Annotated in this window: 15 protein-coding genes; 7 read left to right on the top strand and 8 right to left on the bottom strand. The window is 70.1% G+C overall.

Going from position 1 to position 20,912, the window contains the following annotated elements; all coding sequences use genetic code 11:
• Nucleotides 1-40: 40 nt before the first annotated feature.
• Nucleotides 41-1,003, bottom strand: a complete 963-nt coding sequence (locus A5789_RS14965) for an aldo/keto reductase (protein ID WP_063016805.1) — start codon at nucleotides 1,001-1,003, stop codon at nucleotides 41-43.
• A gap of 269 nt (nucleotides 1,004-1,272) precedes the next feature.
• Between A5789_RS14965 and A5789_RS14960 the strand changes: the two genes are divergently transcribed.
• From A5789_RS14960 to mshC, 4 genes are all read left to right on the top strand, one after another.
• Nucleotides 1,273-2,022 carry a histidine phosphatase family protein gene (locus tag A5789_RS14960; protein WP_063016787.1) on the top strand — a complete coding sequence of 250 codons (750 nt, stop codon included), beginning with the start codon at nucleotides 1,273-1,275 and terminating at the stop codon, nucleotides 2,020-2,022.
• 24 nt (nucleotides 2,023-2,046) lie between these two features.
• Nucleotides 2,047-2,631, top strand: coding sequence for a DUF3090 domain-containing protein (locus A5789_RS14955; protein ID WP_062964358.1), 585 nt, complete (start codon nucleotides 2,047-2,049; stop codon nucleotides 2,629-2,631).
• 6 nt (nucleotides 2,632-2,637) lie between these two features.
• A complete protein-coding gene (locus tag A5789_RS14950) occupies nucleotides 2,638-3,477 on the top strand; it encodes an SCO1664 family protein (RefSeq protein ID WP_063016777.1) in 840 nt (279 codons plus the stop codon).
• Between the two features lie 189 nt (nucleotides 3,478-3,666).
• Complete coding sequence (mshC, locus tag A5789_RS14945; RefSeq protein ID WP_063016775.1) at nucleotides 3,667-4,905, top strand: cysteine--1-D-myo-inosityl 2-amino-2-deoxy-alpha-D-glucopyranoside ligase; 1,239 nt, start codon at nucleotides 3,667-3,669, stop codon at nucleotides 4,903-4,905.
• A gap of 180 nt (nucleotides 4,906-5,085) precedes the next feature.
• Here the strand turns inward: mshC and A5789_RS14940 are convergent, their stop codons facing one another.
• A complete protein-coding gene (locus A5789_RS14940) occupies nucleotides 5,086-5,571 on the bottom strand; it encodes an SRPBCC family protein (RefSeq protein ID WP_064903565.1) in 486 nt (161 codons plus the stop codon).
• The gene (locus A5789_RS14935) at nucleotides 5,568-5,930 is read right to left on the bottom strand and encodes a helix-turn-helix transcriptional regulator (protein WP_051756663.1); all 363 of its coding nucleotides are present in this window, start codon (nucleotides 5,928-5,930) and stop codon (nucleotides 5,568-5,570) included. Before A5789_RS14935 ends, A5789_RS14940 begins: the two co-directional genes overlap by 4 nt.
• Nucleotides 5,931-6,029: 99 nt before the next feature.
• On the opposite strand from A5789_RS14935, the gene A5789_RS14930 reads away from it, so the two are divergent.
• Nucleotides 6,030-9,005, top strand: coding sequence for a crotonase/enoyl-CoA hydratase family protein (locus tag A5789_RS14930; protein WP_064903566.1), 2,976 nt, complete (start codon nucleotides 6,030-6,032; stop codon nucleotides 9,003-9,005).
• A 9-nt stretch (nucleotides 9,006-9,014) separates the two neighbouring features.
• Here the strand turns inward: A5789_RS14930 and A5789_RS14925 are convergent, their stop codons facing one another.
• On the bottom strand, nucleotides 9,015-9,668 hold the full coding sequence (locus tag A5789_RS14925) for an enoyl-CoA hydratase-related protein (RefSeq protein WP_064903568.1): 654 nt from the start codon (nucleotides 9,666-9,668) through the stop codon (nucleotides 9,015-9,017).
• A gap of 47 nt (nucleotides 9,669-9,715) precedes the next feature.
• Nucleotides 9,716-10,336 carry a helix-turn-helix domain-containing protein gene (locus A5789_RS14920; RefSeq protein ID WP_064903569.1) on the bottom strand — a complete coding sequence of 207 codons (621 nt, stop codon included), beginning with the start codon at nucleotides 10,334-10,336 and terminating at the stop codon, nucleotides 9,716-9,718.
• Between the two features lie 153 nt (nucleotides 10,337-10,489).
• Here A5789_RS14920 and A5789_RS14915 point away from each other — a divergent pair, with 153 nt between their 5' ends.
• On the top strand, nucleotides 10,490-11,329 hold the full coding sequence (locus A5789_RS14915; RefSeq protein ID WP_063016765.1) for a patatin-like phospholipase family protein: 840 nt from the start codon (nucleotides 10,490-10,492) through the stop codon (nucleotides 11,327-11,329).
• A 1-nt stretch (nucleotide 11,330) separates the two neighbouring features.
• Here A5789_RS14915 and A5789_RS14910 read toward each other — a convergent pair whose 3' ends face one another.
• The 3 genes from A5789_RS14910 to A5789_RS14900 all read right to left on the bottom strand — a co-directional run bounded on the left by A5789_RS14910 (nucleotide 11,331) and on the right by A5789_RS14900 (nucleotide 19,056).
• The gene (locus tag A5789_RS14910; RefSeq protein WP_064903571.1) at nucleotides 11,331-12,689 is read right to left on the bottom strand and encodes a M1 family metallopeptidase; all 1,359 of its coding nucleotides are present in this window, start codon (nucleotides 12,687-12,689) and stop codon (nucleotides 11,331-11,333) included.
• Nucleotides 12,690-12,702: 13 nt separating this feature from the next.
• A complete protein-coding gene (locus A5789_RS14905; RefSeq protein WP_082940731.1) occupies nucleotides 12,703-16,779 on the bottom strand; it encodes a Pls/PosA family non-ribosomal peptide synthetase in 4,077 nt (1,358 codons plus the stop codon).
• 405 nt (nucleotides 16,780-17,184) lie between these two features.
• Nucleotides 17,185-19,056 (bottom strand): amino acid transporter, encoded by a 1,872-nt coding sequence (locus tag A5789_RS14900; protein WP_227463157.1) that lies wholly within the window; start codon nucleotides 19,054-19,056, stop codon nucleotides 17,185-17,187.
• Nucleotides 19,057-19,576: 520 nt separating this feature from the next.
• Between A5789_RS14900 and A5789_RS14895 the strand changes: the two genes are divergently transcribed.
• Nucleotides 19,577-20,839 (top strand): MFS transporter, encoded by a 1,263-nt coding sequence (locus A5789_RS14895; protein WP_063016801.1) that lies wholly within the window; start codon nucleotides 19,577-19,579, stop codon nucleotides 20,837-20,839.
• Nucleotides 20,840-20,912: the final 73 nt, after the last annotated feature.

Raw genomic sequence — 20,912 nt, 5'->3', positions numbered from 1 at the left:
GTCACCGCCCTGTGCGCGCACGTCCCGCCGGCCCGGCCGCTCAGATACCGCTGACGTCGTCGAGAGCGGCCGCGATCGCCCGCGGAAGTTCCAGCGTTTCCGCGGCGAGAACGCCGGTGAGCTGACCGATATCGCGAGCGCCGACGATCATCGACGCGACGCCCGGCCGGTCGCGCAGCCAGGCCGCCGCCACTGCCAGGGGCGAAGTGCCCAGCCCGTCGGCCGCGGTGACCACCGCGTCCACCACCCGGGTGGCGTGTTCGTCGAGACGTTCGCGGATTTCGGCGGCGGTCGCCTCGTCGGCGCCACGCGAGTCGGCGGGCACACCGTCGCGATATTTGCCGGTGAGGATGCCACCGGCCAGCGGTGAGGCCGCGATCAACCCGACCCCGTGGTGCCCGGCCGCCGGTAGCAGTTCGGCTTCGGCACCGCGTGCCAGCAGCGAATAGGGCGACTGCGCGGCCACGATCGGGGCCGCCGAGGCCAGGGTGGCCAGCTGCCAGGCGCTCAGGCCGCGCGCCCCCGCGTAGCGCACCTTGCCCGAGCGCACGGCGTGGTCGAGGGTGGCCGCGATCTCGTCGAGCGGGGTGTGCCGGTCCCAGGCCGCCACACTCCAGATGTCGAGATAGTCGGTGCCCAGTTCGGCGAGGGTGCGGTCGAGTTGACGCATCAGGGTGCGCCGCGACGCGTCCACACTCCAGTGGATGCCGGCCGCGGGTCCGCCGTCGGGATCGGTGACCCCGGGCACCGGCACCAGGCCCGCACACCCGCTGATCACCAGATCGTCGCGCGGCACCAGCTCACCCACGAGCTCGCCGAGCATGCGTTGCGCGGCGCCGCCCTGATACACCGGCGAGGTGTCGACCAGCGTTCCGCCGGCCTCCACGAAGGCCACCAGCTGCGCCGCCGCGTCCTCGGCATCGGTTTCCCGGCCCCAGGTGTGGGTGGCCAGCCCCATCCGCGATACCCGCAGGCCACTGCGGCCCACCGCCCGCTGTTCCATCACCACACCGCCCCAGCTCTCGTCACAGTGTCCGAGCCTAGGGCCACAACCGGTCCCGGAAACGGATACCACTCGCGAACCGCCGGAAGATGCGAGGTGCACCACAGCGCCCCCGGTGCGGGGAGGCCGGGTCACAGGCCCGGTCGCCGATTCCTCCGACAGCGAAACAGGTTGCATACCAGCGGGTTCCGCATCGCCGGGGCGGGCGGCCGAGGTCGCGGGCCGGTGACGGCGCGAGCCCGCCGGTGGTGATCGCCTAGTCTGGTCCCATGACGGTGATCCTGCTGCGGCACGGGGTGTCGACCTCCAACACCGCGCGCACGCTGGCCGGCCGCAGTCCCGGGGTCGAGCTCACCGAGCGCGGCACCGAGCAGGCACTGGCGGTGGCAGAACGTTTGGCACCGTTACCGATCGAGCACATCGCACATTCCCCGCTGCTGCGCTGCACGCGCACGGTTTCGCCACTGGCCGACAAACTCGGCCTCGAACCCGAACCCGACGAGCGCCTGCTCGAGGTGGATTACGGCGAATGGACCGGCCGGCTGCTCTCGGAGCTGGTGAAGGAACCGCTGTGGAAGGTCGTGCAGCAGCACGCCTCGGGGGCGGTGTTCCCCGGTGGTGAGGGCCTGGCCCAGGTGCAGTACCGGGCGGTGGCCGCGGTGCGCGCGATCGACACCGAACTCGCCGAACGCCACGGCCGCGATGTGCTGTGGGTGGCCTGCACACACGGTGACGTGATCAAGTCGCTGCTGGCCGACGCGTTCGGCATCCATCTCGACGGGTTCCAGCGCATCGTGGTGGAACCGGCCTCCATCAGCGTCGTCCGCTACACCCCGGCCGCCCCCTACGTGTGGCGGGTCAACGACACCGGCTCCGACCTGTCGGCGCTGGCCGCGGTCGCACAACCGTCCGAGCAGCGGGCCGGGCCCGTCCCCGGCGGTGAGGTGGGCGCCGCGCCGCGGGCGGATAATGGGAATATTGCGGATCCCCCCGATTCGGGGAACGAGCGTAATCAGTGATGCAGTCGGTTTCAGGAGGTGCAGATGGCCCGAGCAATCCATGTGTTTCGCACCCCCGACCGTTTCGTCGCCGGAACCGTCGGTGAACCAGGGGATCGCGCCTTCTATCTACAGGCCGTGCAGGAACCTCGCGTGGTGAGCGTGCTGCTGGAGAAGCAGCAGGTGAAGGTGCTCGCCGACCGGATGGGTCTGCTGCTGGACGAGGTGGCGCGGCGGTTCGGCGCCACGGTGCCGCCGCAGGCCGAGGACGTCTCCGACACGGCTCCGCTCCAGATGCCGATCGACACCGAATTCCGGGTCGGGACAATGGGTTTGGGCTGGGACGCCGATGCCGGCGCGGTGGTGGTGGAACTGCTGGCCATCACCGAGACCGAGGTCGACGAATCGGTGGTCCTCGACGACACCGAGGAGGGCCCCGACGCGGTGCGGGTGTTCTTGACCCCGGAGCAGGCCCGCGAATTCGCGTTGCGGTCGGCGAAGGTGATCGCGGCCGGACGGCCGCCGTGCCCGCTGTGCGGGGAACCGCTCTCGCCCAAGGGGCACATGTGTGTGCGCACCAATGGTTACAAGCGCGGCGACATCTTCGGCGCGACCGATCTGGAGGACTGAGGACCGGTGACCACGCGCGCGGCGACCGCAGACGAGGGCGCGGCCCGCGACGGCCTCTACAGCGGTGAGTTGTCGATCATCGGGCGGGTGACCACCGCCAGCAACCTGACCCTGGTCTGTGAGATCGACCCGCCGGTCGGCGGTGGCGCGGAGCCGCTGCGAGTGGTGTACAAGCCGGTGCGCGGGGAGCGTCCGCTGTGGGATTTCCCCGACGGCACGCTGGCCGGGCGCGAGGTGGCCTCGTATCTGGTGTCGGCGGCGCTGGGGTGGTCGGTGATTCCGGAGACGATTCTGCGGGAGGGTCCGCTGGGGCCCGGCATGGTGCAGCGCTGGATCGAGACCGTCGACCCGGGTGAGGCGGCGCCGGAGCGCCTGGATCTGGTGGATCTGGTGCCCGCCGGTGCGGTGCCCGCCGGGTTCCGGGAAGTGCTGCGGGCGGTGGACGGCACGGGTGCGCGCGTGTCACTCGTCCATGCCGACGATCCGCGACTGCGCCGGATGGCGGTGCTGGACGTATTGCTCAACAACGCCGACCGCAAGGGCGGGCACGCCCTCGAAGGCGTCGACGGCGGTGTCTACGGGGTCGACCACGGGATCTGCCTGCACAGCGAACCGAAATTGCGCACGGTGCTGTGGGGCTGGGCGGGTGAGCCGGTGGGGGAGGAACTGCTCGGTGACATCGCCGTGTTCGCCGACCGGATTTCGGGTCCGATCGGTTCGGCGCTGGCCGAGCACATCACCGACGACGAGATCGAGGCCCTGGAGGCGCGGGCCCGCGAGCTGCTGAACGATCCGGTGCTGCCGCAACCGATCAGCTCTCGCCCCATTCCCTGGCCCGCGTTCTGAGCCGGTGCGAATCCGGTCGCGCCGATCCGCCGACGTGCGTGCCGCATTCGGTGCGCGCGGCGTACAACGGTTGACTTCGCCACACCGCTGACCCCGGCCGAGGTCGGATGTGGTGGCGAACACCCCGCGACGGGCCCGGTAGCCGGGGGCGGCGGGCGAGGTGCCCGCCCGGACCCTTACCCTCGAATCATGCAGTCCTGGTCCGAAATCTCCGTTCCCGCCGTCCCCGGATCCGGACCGCCGTTGCGGTTGTTCGATACCGCCGACCGGCAGGTGCGCCCGGTGTCGCCCGGCGCGACCGCCACCATGTATGTCTGCGGCATCACACCCTACGACGCCACGCATCTGGGGCACGCGGCGACCTATCTGGCCTTCGATCTGGTCAACCGGATCCTGCGCGACGGCGGCCACGAGGTGCACTACGTACAGAACATCACCGACGTCGACGATCCGCTGTTCGAGCGGGCCGAGCGCGACGGGGTGGACTGGCGCGAACTCGGCACCGGCGAGATCGAGTTGTTCCGCGAGGATATGGCGCAGCTGCGGGTGCTGCCGCCGCGCGACTACATCGGCGCGATCGAATCGGTCGGCGAGGTCGTCGAACTGGTGGACAAACTGCTGGCCGCCGGGGCGGCGTATGTGGTCGACGACGCCGAATACCGCGACATCTACTTCCGCCACGACGCCACCGAGCAGTTCGGCTACGAATCCGGCTACGACCGGGCCACGATGGATCGGCTGTTCGCCGAGCGCGGTGGCGATCCGGAGCGCCCGGGTAAGCGCGACCCGATCGACGCGCTGCTGTGGCGGGCGGCGCGGCCGGGTGAGCCGTCGTGGCCGGCGCCGTTCGGCGAGGGCCGCCCGGGCTGGCATATCGAGTGTGCGGCGATCGCGTTGAACCGGCTCGGCCCCGAATTCGACATTCAGGGTGGCGGCAGCGATCTGATCTATCCGCATCACGAGTATTCGGCCGCGCACGCCGAGGCGCTGGTGTCGCATCGGCGCTTCGCCCGGCACTACGTGCATGCCGGGTTGATCGGCTTGGACGGCGAGAAGATGTCCAAGTCGAGGGGCAATCTGGTGTTCGTGTCGAAGTTGCGGCGCGCGGGCGTGGATCCGTCGGCGATCCGGCTGGGCCTGTTCGCCGACCACTACCGCACCGATCGGCAGTGGTCGGATGCGGTGCTCGAGCAGGCGCAGCAGCGGCTCGCGCGCTGGCGGCAGGCGGCGGCGCTGGAGTCGGGTCCGGGGGCCGAGGAGACGGTCGCGCGGTTGCGTCAGCATCTGGCCGATGATCTGGACACCCCGAAAGCCCTTGCCGCCGTGGACAGCTGGGTGCAGCAGGCCCTGACATACGGCGGGCCGGACACCGCGGCGCCGGGCCTGGTTCGCACGGCCGTCGATGCCCTGCTGGGCGTCACTCTCTGAACAGAGGGTGCGCGGTGCACTGGCTGCACATGCGCAACGACTGCAGGCAGTAGGCCGCCGCGGCTCGAGGCCGGACAGCTGATCCGCAGGTGTCGCACCCGCGGATCAGCTGTGATCGTTTACCTCAGCGCTGAACCGATTCACCACTGCCGCCGCCTCGCGATGGGGGCGCGCAGCAGTTCAGGCAGCGGCCGCGGCGGCGCGTGCGTAGGTGTCCGCCAGTCCGGGCCAGCCGCCCGGCGAACCGACCGCGTCGCGCATGGATTCCCACCCCTCGCCGTGGTTGGCGAAGTCACCGTGCACGAGAGTGACGGCGGTGTGGGTGGAATCGACAGGGGTGAAGGTGACGTCGACGCGGCTGGTCAGGGCCGGGTCGGGCTGGTATTTCCAGTCCAGGGAGATGTCCCAGGAGAACGCGAAGTGGCCGGGACGGTCCCACACGAGGACGCGACCCCACGGGCATTCGGTGCCGTCGGCCTCGCGGCCGAACAACCGTCCGCCGACGCGGGGTTCGATCACCACTTCGGCCAGCGGCCCCGCGCCGATGTGGTGTTCGCGGGGCCACCAGCTGTCCATGCCGGTGGTGAAGACGTCGAAGGCGGTGTCGATGGGCGCCTCGACGGTGAGTTCGACGCGCACCTGGGTCTCGCTGGTTTGCTGTGTCATGACTGCTCCTCGAATATGGTTGTCCCGCTACTTGTTTCGATCGATTGAGCGCGTGCGGCGGCCTCGGCCCGGTCGCGAAACGACGACATCGCCGTCGTCCAGAACCGGGTGAAGTAGCCGCGCAGGGCGTCGATGCCGTTCGGATCGAGCCGGTAGATCCGGCGGGTGCCGATCGCCTCGTCGACCACCAGCCCCGCCTGTTTGAGCACCTTCAGGTGTTGGGAGACCGCCGGACGGCTGACCGGGAGTTCGGCAGCCAGCTCACCGACGGCGCAGGGTCCGCGCCCGAGTCGTTCGAAGATCGCTCGCCGGGTCGGATCCCCGAGAGCGTCGAGCGCACCATCTTGGTAAGTCCCCACGAACCGTAAGTCTATACTTACGTAACGCAGGTCACAAGTCTTTGACGCCCCGAAAGAGCGGGTGATTAATTGTCTCGGGACGCAACAAGGAGGTTGTCGGTGTCGCCATTGCCGGGATCGGATCGAATCCGCGCCGCACGCACCAAGCTCGAGGCGGGAAATGCCCTGTTCGCGGCGGTGCGCAAGGATCCGCGCATCGCGCGTGACCTGATCACCGGCCTGATCGGCGCCGCTCGATCGCACTCCGCCCCGGCGGCCACACCGGCCGAAGAGGCAGACGGTTATCTCACGCCCGCCGGTGTGAGCGACTACGCCCGGTCCGCACATGCCCGCCGCGGCATTCGGGTGGCACCCGATGCCGTGGCAGCCTATCTCTCGGATCTGAACCGGCTGGCCGACTGGTTCACCCTGCACGCCGGCTGGCGGGGCGAGGCACCCGGCGCTGTGCGCGAGGGCCTGACGTTCACGCAGCAGGCGCTGGTGATGGGCATCCCCGCCGAGTTGCGCTGGACGGTCGTCGAGGCCGGCGAGCGCGGTTTCGCGCTGCGCGGCGAGGGTCCGCAGGGAGTGCGGCTGGGGTATTGGCTGACCGTCGCCGGTGCCGGCGACGAGGCGACGGTGTACTTCGATGCCGGGCTCGGCGGCCCGCCCGTCGAGGGCCCGCTGGGCGCGTCGGTGGCCCGCAGCCTCGGTGAGGCGATGGAGCAGTCCCTGGCCCGGCTACCCGACGCGATCGCCGCGGCCGGACCGGTGAAAAAGCGTGCGGCACAGCCCATTCGACATCGCGCCTCGGGCACCGAGATCGATCCCCGGACCCCCGTGCTGGTGGGCGTCGGGCAGATCACCCAGCGCACACCGGATTCCGGTTACGGCGATCCGGCCGCGCTCGCGGTGACCGCGTTGCGGCGCGCCGCGGCCGATACCGGCGCCGGAGAGGACCTGCTGCACCGCGCGGACGCGGTGTTCGCGGTGGCGTGCACGTCGTGGCAGTACCGGGATATGGGGGCGGTGATCGCGCAGCGCCTGGGTGTGGGCGATGTCGACACCGCGCAGTCGAGTCCCTTCGGCGGCGACGGCGGTCAGCTGGTGATCAACGAGGCCGCGGCGGCGATCGCGGCCGGTGAGTACGACATGGTGCTGGTCACCGGCGCGGAGGCCGGAGCCACGCAGGCCGCCGCGCAGCGCGCCGGTGTCGAGCTGTCGTGGCCGCAGCAGGGTTCCGAGGGCGCGCCGACCCGCTCGATCGGCATCGACAAACCGGCCAACAATCCGGCCGAGACCGCGGCGGGCCTGATCGCGCCGATCAACATGTACGCCCTGCTGGAGTCGGCGAACCGGCATCGGCTGGGCCGCAGCCCCGGCGATCACGCCGAGGCCGTGGCCGAACTCTGGTCGCGGCTGTCGGCGGTGGCGGCGCGCAACGAATACGCCTGGCAGCCCGAGGAATTCGACGCCGACCGGATCGCCACCCCCGGTCCGGACAATCGCATGGTGTCCACGCCCTACACCAAACTGGAATGCGCGAATCTGACCGTCGATATGGCCAGCGGCATCGTGGTGTGCAGTGCCGCGGCCGCGCAGGAGGCCGGAATCGCGCAGGACAAGTGGATCTTCATCCACGCCGGCGCGTCCGGGCACGACGAGTGGTTCACCAGTGAACGCGCCGAACTGGCGGCCTCACCGGCGATCGCGACGCTGGGCCGGGCGGTGCTCGAGCACAGCGGCATCGGCGTCGAGGCGCTGACCCACGTGGATCTCTACGCCTGCTTCCCGGTGGCGGTGCAGATCGCCGCGCGCGAATTGGGGCTGGCGATCGACGATCCGGCCCGTCCGCTGTCGGTGACCGGCGGGCTGACCTTCGGCGGCGGTCCGGGTAACAACTACGGCGGCCACGCGGTGGCGACGATGGTGGCGCGGTTGCGCGCGGAACCGGGCACCTTCGGCCTGGCGAGTTCGCTGGGCTGGTACGTCACCAAACACGCTCTGGGCGTGTACTCGTCGCTGCCGCCCGCCCGGCCGTACCGGCATCTGCGCCCGATCATCGAGAATCCGCCGGCGCGCCCGGCCCGCAGCACCCACGACGGTCCCGCGGTGGTGGAGGCCTACACCGTCGCCTACGCGCGCGACGGGCAGCCGGAAGCGGCGATTGTGAGCCTGATCGAACCCGCGGGCGGCCGGATTCTGCTGCGCAACACCGATTCCGAGCTGATCGCGCAATTGGTCGACGGCGATCTGCTGGGTTTGCCGGTGACGGTGTCCGGGCACGATATCAGCGTCGAGGGTCGCGAGCGGGTGGAATTGCCGGCCCCGCCCGCCCCGCCGGTGCTGGTGGAGCGCCGCGGCCCGGTCACGATCATCACCTTGAACCGCCCGCAGGTGCGCAATGCCGTCAATCTGGCCACCGCCCTCGGGCTGGAACGGGCCCTGGACGCCTACGAGGCCGATCCGTCGGCGCAGGTCGCGATCATCACCGGCGCGGGTGGATACTTTTGCGCCGGAATGGATCTCAAGGCCGCCTCGCGCGGCGAGACGCCGATGACCGAGAAGCGCGGCCCGCTCGGTATCACCGCGAAACCACCGGTGAAGCCGTTGATCGCGGCGGTCGAGGGACCGGCCCTGGCCGGTGGCTGCGAACTGGCGCTGGCCGCCGATCTCGTGGTGGCAGCACAGGATTCGACGTTCGGGATCCCCGAGGTCAAACGCGGACTGGTGGCCGTCGGCGGTGGCGTCTTGCGGCTGGCGCAGCGGTTACCGCGGGCGGTGGCGATGGAGCTGGCGCTGACCGGTGATCCCATCTCCGCCGAACGCGCGGCGGCACTGGGACTGGTCAATCAGGTCACCGAATCCGGGAAGGCCCTCGACGCCGCACTGGAGCTGGCGCAGCGGATCGCGGTGAACGCGCCGCTGAGTCTGGCGGCGAGTAAACGCATCATCGACGAATCACCGGACTGGTCCACCGATATCGCGTTCACGCGCCAGCTCGAGGTGTCGGGCAGTGCGCTGTCGTCGGAGGATGCGGCCGAGGGTGTGCTGGCGTTCGCGCAGAAGCGCACACCCGAGTGGAAGGGCCGCTGAGCAGCGCGATCAGGCGGTCAACGCGGTGTAGGCGCCGGCGTAGAACACCGATTTGATCGATCCCAATGTGCCTTGGTCCTTGGCGCCGAGCGGGGCCAGCAGCGCGGTGGCGATCTCGACCTCCGTGCCCGCGGCGGCGGTGGCGTCGACCAGGCCGTATTCGTGGGCTTCGGCCCCGCCGAACCGTCGTCCGGTGAGCACCGCGGCGGTGATGGCTTCGGCCGACAGCTTGGCCTGCACGAGCGCGGCCAGCGCCGGGGTGAACGGCACGCGGATGCCGACCTCGGGGAAGCAGAAGTAGCCACGATCGGCGCGCATGACGCGCTGGTCGTGCGCGAGGGCGAGCATCGCGCCGGCGCCGAAGGCATGACCGGGCAGGGCCGCCACACTCGGCACCGGCAGCGTGAGCACCCGCGCCAGCAGCCCCTGCACCTGTTCGACGTACCACGGGGCGCGCTCGCCGTGGGCGCCCAGCCACTCCAGGTCGAGTCCGTTGGAGTAGAACTTGCCGCTCGCGGTGGTGATCAATCCGGTGGCGCCATCGGCGAGCACGGTGTCGAGGTGAGCGTTCACGGCGGCGAGGAACTCGGGTGAGAAGCGGTTCTCGCCGGCGCCGAGGTCGAGGACGGCGACGGTGTCACGGTAGGTGAGAGCGGGGGACATCGGATCTCCTTCGGTGCTTCGTTGGTAGCCGGTTTGTGGTGTGGGGGTCAGTGTTTCGGTGGTGGTCCGGCGCTGACGGCGGCACGGACGGCGGCCCGCAACCGCATCCGGGTGTCGGGGTCGGCGAGGCGGTCACGCGACAGCAGCAGCGCGGTGGGCAGATCGACGATGCAGACGGTGATCACCTCGACCGCGCGCCGGTCCTCGCGCTGCCACAGGTGCGCCGACAACCGGCGCATCACCGCGACGAGCCCGCGGTGCTGGGCGCGCACCTCGGCGGCCACACTCTCGGGCAGCTCCGCGGCGAGCACCTCGTCGTGCCGCAGCATCGTCACCAGGCGGGACGAGGCCGGATACCGTGCGGCGAACTCCGCGGGCGCCTCGGCCGCGCGCACGACCGCCTGCACGGCGGCCTCGCTGCCGGATCCGTCCGCCAGCGCCTCGTCGACGAGTTCGTTCTGCACGTCCAGGAACCGGTGCGCGGCGCGAATCCACATGCGCGCCACCAGTTGCGCGCGCGAGCCGAAACTGTGGTAGATCGCCCCGTTCGACATGCCGCTGGCAGCCGCGACCGCGCGAATCGTCACGGCGGGCACACCCGCGGCCACGGCGAGCGCTTCGGCATGGTCGAGAACGACATCGAGGTCGTGGATGCGGGGGCGGGGCACGACCTCACCATAACAGAGCAATTGCTCTATTACTCGGTGGTGTGCGCCACACGCTCGCGACCGGCACAGCACACCGACAGCGCGCGATCGAGGCGCTCCGTGAGGTCCGAGGCGCTGCGCGGCGGCGGAGAGCGCGCCGGTAGTGTCGCGCTCATGTGTGCCGCACTCTCGCCCGACCGATTCCGCACCGCATTGGTACTGGGCGGCGGCGGTCCCGTCGGGATCGCGTGGATGGCGGGGGTGATGGTCGGATTGCGTGCCGCCGGGATCGATCCCGCGCGCGCGGACCGGATCGTGGGCACGTCGGCAGGGTCGGTGGTCGGTGCGGTGCTCGCGGCGGGCGGGGATCTGGAACACCTGGGGGCCACCCGGTCGCCGGGCGGCGAATCGTTCGCACCGGATCCGCGCCGACTCGCCGAGATCTTCTCATTGCGAACCACCCCCGGCGACGCGCGCGAAATCCGCCGCCGCATGGGCGAATTGGCGCTGGCCACCGAGGCCGGAGATCCCGACGCCCACGTCGAACGGATCGCCCGGCTGGCCGGTGTCACCGAATGGCCGGAGGCCGACCTGCGCGTCACCACGGTCGATATCGGCACCGGCGAACTGCAGGTGTGGACCCGCGACACCGCGGCGACGTTGCCGCAGGCACTGGCCGCGAGTACCTCGGTCCCGGGCGTCTTCCCGCCGATCCCGATCGGTGAATCCCGCTATTTCGACGGCGGTGTGCGCTCGGCCCTCAATGCCGACCTGGCCGCCGGCGCGCAGATCGTGGTGATCATGGAACCGCTGGCGCACATGTTCCCCCGCACCCGCACCGATCGCGCGCACGGCGCGGAGACCGAGATCTCCATCGCCCCCGATGCCGAGGCGGTGGCCGTCTTCGGCATCGACGTGTTCAACCCGGCCGCGCTGACCCCTGCCTACGAAGCCGGGTTGCGCCAATCCGCCGATGCGGCACGGCAATTGGCCGACGTCGGATTCGACGCCTGAGTCAGCTGCCGACCGCGCCCAGCCCGTGCTGCGGCAACTCGGGCAACGCCGCGCGGTAGAGCCAGCTGTCCCACAACTCGCGCAGCGGGGCGGGGCTGTAGTGGCCGGCGAGGTCGGTGAAGTCCTCGGCGGCGACGGTGCCGTAGCGGTGCCGGGCGGTCCAGTCGCGCAGCAGGGAGAAGAAGGCGTCGTCGCCGAGGCGCAGGCGCAGCGCATGCAGGGTGAGGGCGCCGCGTTTGTACACCCGGTCGTCGAACATCGACGCCGGCCCGGGATCGCCGATCACGAGATCCTGCGCGGACCGGGCGAGGTTCTGGCGGGCGGCGCGGGCCAGCTGGTCGGCGCTGGGTCCGCCGCCGGCCTGGGACCAGATCCATTCGGCGTAGCAGGCGAAGCCCTCGTGCAGCCAGATGTCGCGCCACTGCCGCACGGTGAGGCTGTTGCCGAACCACTGGTGGGCCAGTTCGTGCGCGATGAGCCGTTCCGCGCCGCGCTGCCCGTCGCAGTGGTTGGCGCCGAAGATCGACAATCCCTGTGCCTCGATGGGGATTTCGAGCTCGTCGTCGGTGACGACGACGGTGTAGCCGGGAAACGGATAGGGCCCGAACCGGCGCTCGAATTCGGCCATCATCTGTGGTTGCCGAGCGAAGTCGTGGTCGAAGGCGATGCGCAGCCGCGGCGGTAGCACCGCGGTCATCGGCACCTTCGTGAGGCGTCCGGCGTCGATGCGGTGGGCGCGATAGGGACCGATCTGGATGGTGGCCAGATAGGAGGCCATCGGCTCGGACTGCTCGTACACCCAGGTGGTCTGGCTGGATTTGGTGGTGCGAGCGGTCAGCACGCCGTTGGCGAGCGCGTGATACGGGGAGTCGGTGGTGATCGATATCCGGTAGCTCGCCTTGGAGCTGGGGTGGTCGTCGCACGGGAACCAGGACGCCGCGCCGTTGGGCTGGCTCGCCACGAGCACACCGTCGGTGAGTTCCTCCCAGCCGACCTCACCCCACGGCCCGCGCACGGGTTTCGGGGTGCCGCCGTAGTGCACGACGATCGACAAGGCCGCGCCCGGCGGGACCTGGCGCGCGGGTGTGATCGTCAGCTTCCCACGGGTGTGGGTGTATTTGGCGGGTTTGGCGCCGTTGACGAAAACCTTTGCCACACTCAGTGTTTGCGACAGATCCAGCGCGAACCGCGGCTGCACCGCGGTGGTCACCGCCGTGATGGTGGCCCGCCCGGTCAGCCGGTTGGCGGCGACCTTGTACATCAGGTCCAGTTCGTAACGCGAGACCCGATAGCCGCGGTTGCCGTTCTGCGGCAGATAGTCGTCGATCGGCGCCTCGGCGCCACCTTTGCCCAGCTTCACCGACGACCTGCCTTCACTTACCGCGCCGGGTATCCGGCCACGGCGCAATCGGATTGCCCTGCCACCGGGTCGACGCGGGGACGGTGTCCCCGCGCATCACCAGCGACGCCGGGCCCACGGTCGCACCGGCGCCGATGCGGGCCGCGGGCAGTGCCACGCAGTGCGGGCCGAGGGTGGCTCCGGCCTCGAGGGTCACGCTGTCCATGGACATGATCCGATCATGGAACAGATGTGTTTGCACGACACAGCCGCGTTCCACCGTCGCTCCGTCGCCGAGGCTCACCAGATCGGCCTCGGGCAGCCAGTACGATTCGCACCACACTCCGCGCCCGATGCGCGCGCCGAGCCCGCGCAGCCAGATGTTCATCACCGCGGTGCCGGTGGCCGCGCGCGCGAACCACGGCGCGGCAACGGTTTCCACGAACGCGTCGCACACCTCGTTGCGCCACACGAACGAACTCCAGAGCGGATGTTCCACCTTCCGGATACGTCCGACGATCAACCATTTCGCCGCCACCGCGCACGCACCGGCCGCGGCGCCGGCGATCAGCAGCACCACACCGGAACAGAGTGCGGCCAGCCAGTATCCGGGCCCGGAGGCCAGCCAGGCCAAGGCGAACAACACACCGAGCCCGATGCCGAAGCTGAGGATCACCGGGATCAGCCGGCAGGTCTCCACCAGCGCGCGCGCCAGTTTCAACCGCAGCGGCGGATCGAAGGTGCGCGCGGTGTCGGAATCGCCGGCGGTGCGGCGCAACCGCACCGGCGGGCTGCCCAGCCACGACGAACCCGCCTTCGCCTTCTCCGGAGCCGCCGACAACACCGCCACCAAACCGTTCTTGGGCACCCGCCGTCCGGGCGCGGTCATACCGGAGTTACCCAGAAAGGCCCGCTTTCCCACCTTGGCGCCGCCGATGTGCATCCAGCCGCCGCCGAGTTCGTAGCCGGCGATCATGGTGTCGTCGGCGAGGAAGGCCCCGTCGGCGACCTTGGTGAATTTCGGCAGCAGCAGCACCGTCGACGCCTCGACGCCCTTGCCCACGTCGGCGCCGAGCAGTCGCAGCCACAGCGGAGTGAGCAGGCTGGCATACAGCGGGAACAGGAAGGTCCGCGCGGAGTCGGTGAGCCGTTCGGTGGCCCAGGCCTGCCAGCCGACACGACTACGCACGGGGTGGTAGCCCTCGGTCAATCCGATCGCGAGCACGCGGATCGCGACGACGGTCACCACAGCGAAGACCGCGAGCACGATCAGCGCGGCCACCGGCAGCACCAGCATCGCGTGTGCCAGCGCCCCGGTCAGCGTTGTTTCGTCGCGGATCCACCAGGCCAGCAGCAGTCCGCCCGCGGCCAGGGCGAACACCGGCAGCGCCGACAGCAGCATCGAGGTGACGCCGAAGACGAGCACCCAGTGCAGTGCGCGCGGCGGTGTGCCGGCGGGCCAGCGATGTTCGGCGGGACCGACTTTCACCGCGGGCGATCCGGCCCAGCTCTGGCCCGCTTTCACCTTCCCGAATACCGCCGAGCCCGGTTCCACGACGGCGTTCTTGCCGATCACCGCGCCGGGCATCACCGTGGAGCGGGAACCGACCACCGCGCCGGGCCCGATGCGGATTTCCCCGATGTGCACGAGGTCGCCGTCGATCCAGTATCCGGCCAGGTCCACTTCGGGTTCGACGCTGCAGCCGTCGCCGAGTTCGAGCATCCCGGTGACCGGCGGCAGCGTGTGCAGGTCGACGCCGCGCCCGATGCGTGCCCCGAGCGCGCGGGCGAACGGCACCATCCACGGTGCGCCGGAGAGGTTTTCCGCGCCCGCGGCCTCGGCCATCCGCACCGCCGTCCACAGGCGCAGATGGACCGAGCCGCCGCGTGGGTAGCCGCCGGCGCGCACGCCGCGCAGCAGGATGCGGGCGCCGGCCACGCAGATCGCCATCCGGCCGGGCGGTGAGATGAACAGCACGAATCCGGCCAGCGCCCACCACCACGACAGTCCCGGCATCCACGGCAGCGCACCGAAGCGGGAGGCGATGTTGGTGACCACGCCGAGCCAGGTGAGCCATTGCAGGCCGGTGAGGGTGGTCAGCGGCACCGAGGCCAGCACCTGGAACCATTGCGCGCGCCGCGGTGTCGGGGTGACGTGGCGGGTGGGTGCCTGTTCGGTGGGGGCGGCGGCGTCGATGAATTCGGCCAGCGCGCCGAGGCGCGGATGATCGTAGAGGTCGGCGACGGTGATCTGCGGCAGCCGTTCGCGCAGCGCGGTGACCAGCTGCGCCGCCGACAGCGAACTGCCGCCGAGGTCGAAGAAGTCCGAGTCCAAGTCGTCGACATCGGCGCCGAGCACCGAATGCCACAGTCCCGCAAGCCAATACGCGGTGCCGTCCAAACCCGCGCCGGGTTCGCCGTCGGCGCCGGGCAGCGGCCACGGCAGCGCGTCACGGTCGACCTTTCCCGATGTGCGCGTGGGTAATTCGTCCAGCACGGCCAGCCGGGGCACGAGGGCCGCGGGCAGTCGTTCGGCGAGCAGTTCCCGCGCGTGCGACAGGTCGATGCCGTCGTCGCCGGTGGACAGGTAGCCCACGAGGATCGGGGTGCCGGTGGCGGTGGTGCGCACGGCGGCCGCGGCGGCGGTGACGCCGGGCAGATGTTGCAGCGCGGCGTCGAGTTCGCCGAGTTCGATCCGCCGTCCCCCGACTTTGACCTGGTCGTCGGCGCGGCCGAGGAAGATCAGCCCCGCGGGGTCGTTGCGCACCATATCGCCGGAGCGGTAGGCGCGCTGCCATCCGAGGGTCGGCATCGGCGCGTACTTCTCGGCGTCCTTGGCCGGGTCGAGGTAGCGGGCCAGCCCGACGCCGCCGATCACCAGTTCACCGGCTTCCCCTTCGGCGACCGGTGTGCCCTCGGCGTCGACGACGGCCAGATCCCAGCCGTCCAGCGGTAATCCGATGCGCACCGGCGGCGCGCCGGTGAGCTGTGCCGCGCACGCCACCACGGTGGCCTCGGTGGGGCCGTAGGTGTTCCACACCTCGCGGTCGTCGCTGCCGGCGAGCCGCTCGGCCAGTTCCGGGGGCACCGCCTCGCCGCCGAAGATCAGCAGCCGCACCGCGTCGAGCGCTTCCGGCGGCCACATGGCGGCCAGGGTGGGCACCGTGGACACGATGCTGATCTCGCGGCGCACCAGCCACGGCCCCAGATCCATCCCGCTACGTACCAGCGCACGCGGCGCCGGCACCAGGCACGCGCCGTGCCGCCACGCCAGCCACATCTCCTCGCAGGACGCGTCGAAGGCCACCGACAGTCCGGCCAGCACCCGGTCGCCGGGCCCGATCGGGTCCTGCCGCAAAAACATTCGCGCTTCGGCGTCGACGAATGCGGCGGCGTTGCGGTGGGTGACCGCCACCCCCTTGGGGGTTCCCGTGGACCCGGAGGTGAAGATGATCCACGCGTCGTCGTCGATCGTGGGGCCGGGCGCGTCGGGATCGGCCGGCGCGCGGTTGCCGTCTCCACGCGGGTCGGTGCCGTCTCGGCCCACGGCGGTGTCGTCCGCGCGCATGGCGGTGTCGTCTCGGCGCACGGCGGTGTCGTCTCGGCGCATGGCGGTGATGCCGTCGGCAGTGACGACGGCGGCGACCGCGGCCTCGCCGAAGACCAGTTCGGCGCGTTCCTCCGGGTCGTCGGCGTCGACGGGGACGTAGGCGGCCCCGGCGCGCAGGACGGCGAGGATGGTCACATACAGCCGTGCGGTTCCCGAGGGAATCCGCACTCCGACCCGGTCGCCGCGCCGGATGCCCGCCGCCCGCAACTCGGTTACCGTCGCGTCGATCGCCGCGAGCAACTCCCGATAGGTCAGTACCTCCGTGCCGTCGTCGACGGCATCGGCGTCGGGGTGCGCGTGTGCTGTTTCGGCGAGGATGTCGACCAGTGTGCGAGGCTGCGCCGCGGCGGCGCCGCGCAGCAGCGGCGAGGCGGGAGCCTGCGCGGTACGCCGGCCGGAGTCCGGGTCGGCGACCTCGGTCCCGTCGGTTTCGGTCACCGCCGAGCCGGAGGGGCCGGCATCTGCGCGGGTTCGGGAATCCGTAGCGGTCTCGGAGCTCATCGGAGCTTCGGGGTCCGTCGCGGTCTGGGAGTCCGTCGAGACCGGGGAGTCCGCAGAGGCTGTGGGTTCAGGGGGCTCACCATTCGTGTCGCTGCCCGAGGGCGCGGTGAGTGGCGCGTCGGTAGCGCCCGCGCCCGACTGCGAACCGACGATCACGTTGCTGCCTACCTCTCCCGTTCCCGGCTATCGGACGTCCGGTTCTCTCACATTGGGGTTACCGTTGCGCAAACACCAGCTGTCCGGTTCACGCGCGTCCGGGCCGCCACAGCCCCCGACGATCGCACCGTCGGCCCGCCCTATTGTCCCAACACAACCGCACGTGGGCTCTCGCGGGGGCGACGGGCGCGTTCGCCCGCGATATGCCGAGGTCTCGCCGACCACGCACTGCCTCCTGCGAGCGCCCGGTCAGCTGTCGACGTGTACGTGCGGGCGCTGATTCGGATCGGTGACAGCGCGCCGCAGAATCTCCCGGGTCACCGGCGCGACCTCGCCCTCACCGACGAACAGGAATTTCAGCAGGTTGAGCAGCGGATTGCCCTCGGTCCATTCGAAATACACGTGCGGATTCATGCCGGTGCGATCGCGTATCGCGAGCAGGATCGCGGCGATCGAGTTGGGCACCGCGGCGGCTTCGACGGAGAGGATTTTGTAGCAGTCGATCTCGACCGCGCCGACGTTGAGGTCGGTGGAGAATTCCGAGGCGTCCTTGACGATCACCTCGAGGAACAGGATCGGCTCCTTGGCGGGGATGTGGCTTTCGATCCGCTGTTCGGCTTCCTTCTGCCGGTAGTCGTCGGGCCGGCGGGCGTCGACGTCGTCGAGGTCGTGGGTGACGATGCGGATGGTGCCCGAGGCGGCGATCTTGTCGATGAGCCAGGCCGCCTTGTCGTCGAAGTCGACCTCGATGGCCCGCAGCTCGAACGCGCGCCGCGCCCGCGACACGAACGACACCACGATGATGGCGATGATGAACAGCGAGGCCAGCTGCACGCCCTCGGGGCGTTCCACGATATTGGCGATGGTGGTGTAGACGAATACGGCCGCCACGGCACCGAATCCGAAAACCTTGCCGCGCTGGCGTTTTCGTGCCGCGGACAGGGTGACGGCGACGGCGGCGGAGGTGATCAGCACGAGCACACCGGTGGCGTAGGCGCCGCCCTGGGCGTCGACGTCGGCGTCGAAGTACCAGGTGATGCCGAAAGCGATCACCGCGAACACCAGCACCAGCGGACGGGTGGCGCGCGCCCATTCCGGCGCCATGCCGTAGCGGGGCAGGTACCGCGGCACCAGGTTGAGCAGTCCGGCCATGGCCGAGGCGCCGGCGAACCACAGGATGGCGATGGTGGAGATGTCGTAGACGGTGCCGAATCCGTTGCCCAGATACTCGTGGGCGAGATAGGCCAGCGCGCGGCCGTTGGCGGATCCGCCGGATTCGAATTCGCGTTCCGGGATCAGCACCACGGTGATGAAGCTGGTGACGATGAGGAATGCGCTCATGATCAGCGCGGCCGTGGTCAGCAGTTTGCGCGCGCCGACGATCCGCCGCTCCGGATGCTCCTCGGTGTCGCCGGGGCCGCCTTTGATCTGCGGCATCACCGCCACACCCGTTTCGAAACCCGAGAGTCCGAGCGCGAGTTTGGGGAAGACGAGCAGCGAGATGCCCACCATCGCGAAGACGCTGCCGTGCTGGGCGGTCATGGCGTGGCCCCAGTCGACGACCAGGTGCGAGGCGGTGGCGACCTTCCACACCCCGACGACAGCGACCACCAGGTTCAGCGCCAGGTAGACCCCGACCAGCCCGATCGCGATTCGGATCGCCTCGGCGAATCCTTTGAGAAAGATCGCGGCCAGCAGTGCCAGCAGGGTGAGGGTGATCGCGAGCCCGTGCCCGTGCAGCGCCTGCGGCACGAACGGATTCTCGACGATGTGGGCGGCGCCGTCGGCCGCCGACAGCGTCATGGTGATCACGAAGTCGGTGGCGGCGAATCCGAGCAGGACCAGGATGAACAGTTTGCCGGTCCAGCGGGGAAGGATATCGGCGAACATGGCCAGCGATCCGCCGCCGTGTGGAGATTCGCGGGCCACTCGCCGATACACCGGCAGCGCGCCCAGCAACGTCAGCGCGACCAGCACCAGCGTCGCCAGCGGGGACAGCACGCCGGCGGCCAGCGCGGCGATGCCGGGCTGATAGCCGAGGGTGGAGAAGTAGTCGACCCCGGTCAGGCACATCACCTGCCACCACGACCGTTGATGCTGCTCTTCGGCCTGCTTCACCATCGGGCCGGGATGGCGGGAGTAGCGGTCCTCGTCGGCGCCCTGCAGCAACCAGTCCGTCAAAGCCGAACGCGGTCGTCCGGTGGCGGTGGCGGTCACGTGATCCCCCTCGGGAGCATCTGTCCGGGCATCCCGGAGTCCAGCGATATCCGCGTCAATGTACGTGGGCCGCCACCGCAGCCACGCAGACCGGATGTCGTGCACGACAGCACAAAACGGCAAATCAGACACGCAATCCGGCAAATCCGGCGCAGGACCGGCCGATGACTCCCGTTCACCGGCCGCGTCGCGCTGTGAGGGGAGTCACCCACCCCGATATCATCGCAGGTGGATCCCACCGACCGAGCCGGCCGCGCTGCCCGCGTCCGGTTTGCCGGACCACCCACCGGGTACCCGAGTGTTTCGTGTCCCACGTCGCGGCATCGCGGCCGGGCGCGCAGCAACCGAAAACAGGTGAGGAGGAGCGCGCGTGAGCACCAGCCTGCCGCACGCCCAGCAACGACGTTCGGTGGCCGCCGCGGCCATGGGCAACGCCACCGAGTGGTACGACTACGGCGTCTACGCGGCCACCGCCTCCTATCTGACCGACGCGTTCTTCCCCGGCTCGCTGGGCACGCTGGGCACGCTGCTCGGTTTCGCCATCTCCTTCGTGCTGCGCCCGATCGGCGGCATGGTGTGGGGCCCGCTCGGCGACCGAGTCGGCCGCAAACTGGTGCTGGCCACCACGATCCTGCTGATGGCCGCGGCCACGGGCTGCATCGGCATCCTGCCCACCCATTCGGCGGTGGGTATCGCCGCGCCGATCCTGCTGATCCTGCTGCGCGTCGTGCAGGGATTCTCGACCGGCGGTGAATACGGTGGCGCGGCCACCTACATCGCGGAATCGACCGATGAGCGCCGCCGCGGATTCCTCGGCAGCTTCCTCGAATTCGGCACCCTGTCCGGATTCGTCGGTGGCTCCACGGTGGTACTGATCCTGCAGGTTCTGCTCTCCGACGACGCGATGCAATCGTGGGGCTGGCGCATTCCGTTCCTGCTGGCGGTGCCGCTGGGCCTGATCGGCTGGTATCTGCGTAGCAAGCTCGACGAATCGCCGGTGTTCACCGAGGTCGCCGAGCATCAGAAGGCCCAGGGCGGGCTGCGGGTGCTGCTGCGCGACTACCGCCGCGAACTGCTGACCATCGCCGGACTGGTGGTCGCACTCAACGTCGTCAACTACACGCTGCTGGCGTATCAGCCGACCTATCTGCACAACACACTGGGCATGGGCGATTCCGAGACCACGGCGATGGTGCTGGTCGGCCAGATCGTGATGGCGCTGGTGCTGCCGGTGTCGGGTGCGGTCTCCGACCGGGTGGGTCGGCGGCCGATGTGGCTGGTGTCGCTGGTGGGGCTGGCGATCCTGGCCATCCCCATGTACTGGCTGATGGCTCAGGGCGCGGTGTGGGCGATCGTCGGCTTCGTCGTGCTGGGCCTGCTCTACGTTCCCCAGCTGTCCACGATCTCGGCGACCTTCCCGGCGATCTTCCCGACGCAGGTGCGGTACGCGGGATTCGCGTTGGGCTACAACATCTCCACCGCCGCGTTCGGCGGTACCGCACCGCTGATCAACGAGTCGGTCATCGACGCCACCGGCTGGCATCTGTTCCCCGCCTACTACATGGTGGGCGCGTGCCTGGTCGGCCTGGTGGCCTGGTTCTTCCTGCGCGAGACCGCGGGCGTCTCGCTGGCCGGCACCGAGGTTCCCGACGCGGCCGACGAGGAACCGGTTCCGCAGCCCAGCTAGTGTTCTGCGCCTGAAATCCGTTGTGTAATTGTAGGATTCGTCGGTGGCAAGGACGGGGCGGCCGAGGTCGGGG

Source organism: Nocardia sp. 852002-51101_SCH5132738, from assembly GCF_001665695.1.
Taxonomy (GTDB): domain Bacteria; phylum Actinomycetota; class Actinomycetes; order Mycobacteriales; family Mycobacteriaceae; genus Nocardia; species Nocardia nova.
The sequence above is the reverse complement of the archived record's forward strand: the minus strand, read 5'-3'. Positions and strand labels throughout refer to the sequence as shown.